Source organism: Emticicia sp., assembly GCF_043780375.1.
Classification (GTDB): domain Bacteria; phylum Bacteroidota; class Bacteroidia; order Cytophagales; family Spirosomataceae; genus Emticicia.
Window position 1 is genome coordinate 1 of record NZ_JAYWCU010000028.1, and the last position, 6,909, is coordinate 6,909.

Consider the following 6,909-nt stretch of genomic DNA (forward strand, 5'->3'; position numbering starts at 1 on the left):
AATAAAGTCGATTATAATTAAATTAAAGCCTCATTTGAAAATTTCAAATGAGGCTTTTTTGTTTTTTCAATACTTTTTTGTTCAAAACTGTTTTCTTTATATGGGTATTTTATAACTTTGTATATAAACCTATGATAAAAATCTAATGACGATTGATACTAATGCAACACAACCATCGATGTTCGATTTGTGGCGGCAGAATCACTATTTGTATAAAGACCAATATACTTCGCACCAAACGTCGTACATTCAAAATCTGTTGCCTGAAATTGCTGTGCAACTAAATGTGTATGACGTCTTAGATATTTTGCAACGCCGACTCGGTAGCGAAACGCTTCAACGTGCCTTGGATACTCATCAGACCATTGATAGCCCTGTGAGTCATTATCAGGATAGTTCTTGGCTCAAAAAATCGAATATGGTTGGAATCAATGTTCGAACGATTGGTAATTTTTTTAATGTTATAAAATATGCGTTTACCATTCCAAAAACGCAAGATTCAATACATTTATTACCGATTTGGGAGCCTGGCGTAGTGGGAAGCCTATACGGAATGACAAGTTTTAATATAAATCCTGAGTTTTTTAGTCATGAATTATCCACTGCAATTCCAGCACTCAATACCGTTGAAAAACAATTAAAATTTGTTATCAATATTCTTCATTCAATGGGTAAAAGTGTTGGAATGGACGTTATTCCACACACCGACCGTTTTTCTGAAATGGTGATTGCTTATCCCCGTTTTTTTGAGTGGATCAAACGTGTAGGCGGTCGAATAACAAGTAATTCTGAATCAATTTATCGTGATATTGAAGAAATTATTTGGCATTATTTGGGTAGAAATGGCACTGCCAATGGCACACCTATCTCCTATTCAAAAAACACCTTCTTTTCTCCAGAAATACCAATTCTAAGTGATGAACAACGCTTAGAAATTATTTTTGGGCATAAAAATGACTATCAAGGAAGGCTTAGGCGTAGAGTTGAACTCATGCACGAAATGATTTATCAAGGCTATGAAACTTTGCCAATGACGATGGCTCCCCCCTACCGTGGATTGCATATCAATGCCGAAGATTTTATTATTGATGAGAATGGCAATCGGTGGTACACCTACGAATTTGACGAACCACAAGCAATGTCAAGGGTCTTTGGGCCTTTGGCTCGTTATAAATTCTACCATTCAAAAGACGATAATAGCAATTGGGAATTAGATTTTGAAAACCCCAATAAATATGCTTGGCAATACTTTTTTCAGAAAGTGTATGATTGTCAAAAAACCTATAACCTTGATTTTATGCGGGGAGATATGGCTCATGTGCAACCTCGCCCAACGGGTGTGCCGAAGAAGCCCGATGCTTATTATGACCCCTTAATGGCTGTTAAGAAATTTGTACATCAACAAGGTGTCAAACATTTTGCTTTTTTTGCAGAAACCTTTTTGGTAGAACCTGATTTTATGGGCTATGGCAACGAACTTGACCATTTGGAAGCCATTGAAGCCGACTCAACTTTAGGCGATTTACAAGGTACTGTAGTGGGGTCAGAAGCATATATGGAAAAGTTTGTAACTTATCATAAGCTATTGAATACCAGGCAGTTTGCCCCAAACTATACGGTAATGACCGCCGATAAAGACGACCCTCGGTTCGACGAATTTTATCGCACAGCTAATCATTTAAGGTTTTTTGTAGCACTATTTCTGACTGATATGCCAAGCTATGTTGGTTTAGGTTTTGAAACCAGAAATCTACATATAGAAAGAGGGCAAAACGAAGAATATAGCAAATTATACGTTTTTGATATTAGAGATGAAAACAACCATGATAAAGTTACGCATGGCTCATATATTTGGGGGCAAAATCATCATCAATTTGCCGTATTCCAACAGTTTCAGACTTTGGCAGAACTCATTTGGGAAGAAATAAAACAAAAAGAAGTCAAATGGCTGCTCGAACCTACCCAAACGCAAAAGCTAATGATTTGGACATTAAAAGATAATCCAAAATATGTTTTTGTGGCAAACCTTAATGCTGAAAGTTACATTGATGAAAACTTATTACGTGAAGCAACTTTCAACCACCCTTTGCAGTTTATTCTCGGAACTGGCGAATATAGTTGGCAACATGAATGTAGGGTTTATCGTTTATGTGAATAATGAATTCACGAAACTATAAAATATAAAGAGAAGAACATGGATTTCGGAAAACTTCAAGATATTTCAAATATAGACTTTACGCTTCCGCCTGACAATCCACTGACGGCAAAATTTCTTGATTTAGCTCCGAAGAGCCAAAAATCTAACATATACTTCGGTCTGCCGATTTGGGCAAATAAAGATTGGATTGGTAAAATTTACCCTTATAATGCCAAAGACAAAGATTTTCTCAATTACTACACTCGCCAGTTTAATACCATTGAGTTGAATGTTACTCATTATCAAATTCCAACTTATGAAACTATTCAGCGGTGGAAAGATGCTGCTACTGATGGTTTCAAATTTTGTCCAAAATTCCCACAAGTTATTAGCCATGACCGTCAATTGGTTGGTTGTGAGGCACTTACAGCTGAATTTTGCAATGCCGTTTTGGGTTTAGAAGAGCATTTGGGCATGACATTTCTGCAACTTTCACCCACTTTTAATCCTCGACAAATAAAATTTCTTGAAAATTATTTAAAATCATTACCGTCCAATTTCCCTGTTTCAATTGAATTTCGTGATGCAGATTGGTTTCAAGATAAAAAAGTTTGGACAAATACTTGCCAAATGCTCGCCGAAATGAAAATAGGCACAGTAATAACAGATGTATCAGGACGAAGAGATGTACTTCATAACACTTTAACAACACCCAATTTGACCTTACGATTTGTAGGAAATGAACTTCATCCTACCGACTATACTCGCATTGATGCGTGGTGTGACCGCCTAGTAGCTTGGCTCGAAATGGGACTGAAAAATGCTTATATCTTCGTACATTGTGGCGAAAACAAGTTTGCTCCCGAACTAACAAAGTATTGGATAGACCGATTAAATGCTTTAGTAAATTTACAGATTCAAGCACCCAAAATTACGCCACAGGTCATTCAAAGTAGCTTGTTCTAATAAAAAAACACTTGCATTGTATTGTGCAACTCTATAAATTGCATGAAAAATACAAAACCGTAAAATAAATCCATATTACAACAAAGATTTTTTTTCCTGACAAATTTAGCGAACTAAATAAGCCCGACGCTTTGTCGGGTTTTATTTTTTAGCGAATAACAACCAATCAACAATAATATGCAAGCGATTTTAGTTTATTGCGGAGCAAATCCAGGTACAAAGCCCATCTATAAAGAAACTGCCGAAGAACTTGGCAAAATCTTAGCTATCAACAATATACGTTTGATTTATGGGGGAGGTAGTATAGGCTTAATGGGAATCATTGCCGATGCTGTTTTGGCAAATAATGGTCAAGTTACAGGCATCATACCCTACTTTTTAGACCGTATGGAAGTTGGTCATAAAAATCTTCCAGAAATGCACAAAGTAGAAAGCATGCACGAAAGAAAAGCTCTCATGGAAAAACTTTGTGATGGAATTATTACGCTGCCTGGAGGCTATGGAAGCATGGATGAATTGTTTGAAATATTGTCGTGGTCGCAGTTAGGTTTGCACCAAAAACCCGTTGGTTTGCTAAATCTTAATGGTTTTTATAACCATTTATTGAAACAATTAGATGTAATGGTAGAAGAGGGATTCTTGAAACCTGAAAATAGAAATTTAGTCATTGTTTCAGACAATATCGAAGACCTATTGCAAAAAATGGAGGCATTTAAACCTTCTTATCACGAAAAATGGCTAAAAAGAGAGCAAATTTAATATTTAAAATGGTGCAACGCTTTTATGTTAATTTTCGTCTAATAAATTTGAAATATTAATTTTTTGGCGAACTTTACCAAAAGTTTTGCTTCAAATCCCCCCCCCCCTATTAACGATGAAAATGACCTTTAAAAATGCTTTTTGGTTAATGCTTCTGTTGTCAAAATTTGGAGTTTCATCGGCACAATGCCCTACAACAGGTTTACCAACTACCACAGTCAAAGGAAAGTTCGAAATAAATTTCAATAATATAAAAACAACCGTTGATGGTAATACTACTAACAAAGTAACCGTTTGCCCTAATAATACTTTTACGGTTACCGATAAAAGTGGGCTTGCCAATATCCAATATTATTTCAATACTACACGACCAGCCTTTCCTGCCCCTCCTAATGGCTATGCCGCAGGTAATAACCGAACCATTCCTACAACAACGGCTGGACAATACATTGTGATACAAGTAAGTTTCGATGCTACTACTCGCACAATTAAGTCTTATGCTTGTCAGGCAATTGATGTGAAAATACCCTCATCAACACCTAAGTTTACGGTCAGCACTTGTGTTCCTATGCAAGCACAAATAGATATTCCAACCGACGCCAGTAATACTTTTGACTCTTATGTCATTAATTGGGGCGATAATACTGCGGTAGAAACTATTTCAAAAACTCAAATTCCTTTAATAGCAAAAAAACATACTTATATTAATACAAATAATCGAACAATTACGATAACAGGTAAAAAAGCAAGTGAGCTTTGCGATGTAATAACAAATACAAATGTTGCACCCACCGGCAAAAGCTCTTTTTTTCCTAATTTGTTCAGTTTGACTGTGCAGGACAATGATACAATTCAAGTTCGCTATGCTGTTGGTGTAAATAATACGTACGATTTTTATCAAAAAACTGGCACAGGAAATTATCAAAATGTTAAAAAAACTGTAAATCCAACCTTTGGACTTAATGTCGTAAAAATACCTGTAAAAGAAGCAAATAAGACCCAATATTGCTATAAAGTAGGCGTAACAGATGCTTGTGCAAGAACTACTTATTCGGACTCAAGTTGTTCGATTCCTCTTCAAGTTACGACTTTAGATAAACGAAATTTCTTAAAATGGAAAACATTAATTCCTGCAAGATTTGTATCTTATCGAGTAGTTAGAAATGGAAATACTAATTTCAAAAATATTACAAAGTCTTCTACCGACACCCTTACCGACCGACCGACAGTTTGCGGTACTACTTATAGTTATCAGATTATTGCTCTTTCGGGGGCAGTCCAATCAATATCTCGCACTATCAATGTCATTGGCGTTGATAGTACCAAGCCACCAATAATTACGAATGTTTTGGTGTCGGTCGAAAAAGAAAAAGTGAGTATAACAGCCACTTTACCAGCTGGTCAGCGACTTAAAAACTACAATTTTTATCGTTGGAAAAATAATAAGTTAGAATCGTTTTATATTGGAAATGGTACTCGAACAATTGATGACAAGTCGAATCCGACCAATCAGCGAGAATGTTATAAAGTTGCCTATGAAAATACCTGCGGAATTATTTCGGATACTTCGGCGGCATTTTGTCCATCGTTTTTAACTTTAGAAGGTTCGGGAATTAAATGGACAGAGTATCAGAAGTTTCTTTTGGGTTTGAATGCTTATTATGTTGAAAAAATAGATGATAAAGGATCCGTATTGACCACTACAAAGGTTGATAAAAACCTAAAATTTGACCCAGACCCAAGCAGCATTGACCCAACCAATCCAATCGTAAAGTTTCGGGTGAGGGCAGTTTCTACCAATAATCTTGTTAGTTACTCAAATGAAGTGCTTTATGCCCAAAAATTACTGATGTTTATGCCCGATGCTTTTACTCCAAACGGAGATAATATCAATGAGGTTTTTGAGATAAAAGGTATTTTCATCAAAGATTTTAAGATGCGAATTTATAATCGTTCGGGAAATGTAATTTTTGAAACTGAAGACTATAAAAAAGGTTGGGATGGCTCGTATGATGGTAGCTCTGTGCCTGAAGGACAATATTATTATGAAATAAACGCCATTGATTTCAAAGGGGAATTGACCAAGACCAACGGTCGAATTATGGTTGTGAAATAGTTGAGAAAAATAAAGAAAATACTAAAAATGCTCATACGATACGTCAGAATGACTTTTAGAGAAGATAAAATCGAAGAATTCCTGAAAATATTTAATGACTCAAAGCATAAAATCAAGGCAATGAATGGTTGTCAGCATCTTGAACTGATGCACGACATTAACCACCCTACAATTTTTATGACACACAGCCACTGGAACTCTGAAATAGATTTGAATAATTACCGAGATTCAGAACTTTTCAAAATAACTTGGGCAAAAACTAAAGCAATATTTGCCGATAAACCTATTGCTTTCTCAGTCGAAAGTTTGATTGTTGTGTAATTTTTGACCGTATTTTTCGTTGCTTATTTAAAATAACAAGCTACATGAAACAAATAATAATTATATTCTTTTTAAGTGTTTTAGTCTTCATGCCAGAGTTTTCGCAAGCGTCTGAAAGTAAATTAGTGACTAAAATGCAAATTCAAAAAGCCAATGATGGCGGACGTAAAAACAAAAGTGGAAGTTATCGCAAGAAAAAAGGCTTTATGTGGGGCATATTTAGAGGAAAAAATCAATGCGATTGTCCAAAGCACTAATTTTGAGTCGATTAGGAGTTATTTTTTCTATTCACAATTAACTTTTACAAAAACTTTGTTCGATAAGCCAAAGGTGTTGTTTTCTTGATTGCTTTAAACTGTCGGTTAAAATTTGAAAGATTATTAAATCCACTTTCAAATGAAATTTCAGCTACGCTCATTTTGTCTACCATTAGCAACTTGCAAGCATGTTCGATACGAATCTCTGCTAAAAATTGTGTAAAAGTTCGGCGAGTGCGTTTCTTAAAATATCTACTAAATGCCGACTCGCTCATATTTGCCAAGTCTGCCACATCTTTCAACTGAATTTCTTCTTGATATTTTAGCATCACAAACTCAAAAACCTTGTTCAT

7 protein-coding genes are annotated in these 6,909 nt (G+C 35.5%); 6 read left to right on the forward strand and 1 reads right to left on the reverse strand.

The window, feature by feature from the left end; translation table 11 throughout:
• The first annotated feature begins 145 nt into the window (after positions 1–145).
• The 6 genes from ACH2CJ_RS02260 to ACH2CJ_RS02285 all read left to right on the forward strand — a co-directional run bounded on the left by ACH2CJ_RS02260 (position 146) and on the right by ACH2CJ_RS02285 (position 6,556).
• The gene (locus ACH2CJ_RS02260) at positions 146–2,158 is read left to right on the forward strand and encodes a hypothetical protein (RefSeq protein ID WP_394990452.1); all 2,013 of its coding nucleotides are present in this window, start codon (positions 146–148) and stop codon (positions 2,156–2,158) included.
• Between the two features lie 36 nt (positions 2,159–2,194).
• Positions 2,195–3,103 (forward strand): DUF72 domain-containing protein, encoded by a 909-nt coding sequence (locus ACH2CJ_RS02265; RefSeq protein ID WP_394990453.1) that lies wholly within the window; start codon positions 2,195–2,197, stop codon positions 3,101–3,103.
• A gap of 177 nt (positions 3,104–3,280) precedes the next feature.
• Complete coding sequence (locus tag ACH2CJ_RS02270) at positions 3,281–3,862, forward strand: TIGR00730 family Rossman fold protein (RefSeq protein ID WP_394990454.1); 582 nt, start codon at positions 3,281–3,283, stop codon at positions 3,860–3,862.
• A gap of 115 nt (positions 3,863–3,977) precedes the next feature.
• On the forward strand, positions 3,978–5,978 hold the full coding sequence (locus ACH2CJ_RS02275) for a gliding motility-associated C-terminal domain-containing protein (RefSeq protein ID WP_394990455.1): 2,001 nt from the start codon (positions 3,978–3,980) through the stop codon (positions 5,976–5,978).
• Positions 5,979–6,005: 27 nt separating this feature from the next.
• Positions 6,006–6,299 carry a putative quinol monooxygenase gene (locus ACH2CJ_RS02280; RefSeq protein ID WP_394990456.1) on the forward strand — a complete coding sequence of 98 codons (294 nt, stop codon included), beginning with the start codon at positions 6,006–6,008 and terminating at the stop codon, positions 6,297–6,299.
• A 44-nt stretch (positions 6,300–6,343) separates the two neighbouring features.
• Complete coding sequence (locus tag ACH2CJ_RS02285) at positions 6,344–6,556, forward strand: hypothetical protein (protein WP_394990457.1); 213 nt, start codon at positions 6,344–6,346, stop codon at positions 6,554–6,556.
• Between the two features lie 44 nt (positions 6,557–6,600).
• On the opposite strand, the gene ACH2CJ_RS02290 is transcribed toward ACH2CJ_RS02285, so the two are convergent.
• On the reverse strand, positions 6,601–6,909 hold a 309-nt coding region (locus tag ACH2CJ_RS02290; RefSeq protein WP_394990458.1), incomplete at its 5' end, for a helix-turn-helix domain-containing protein.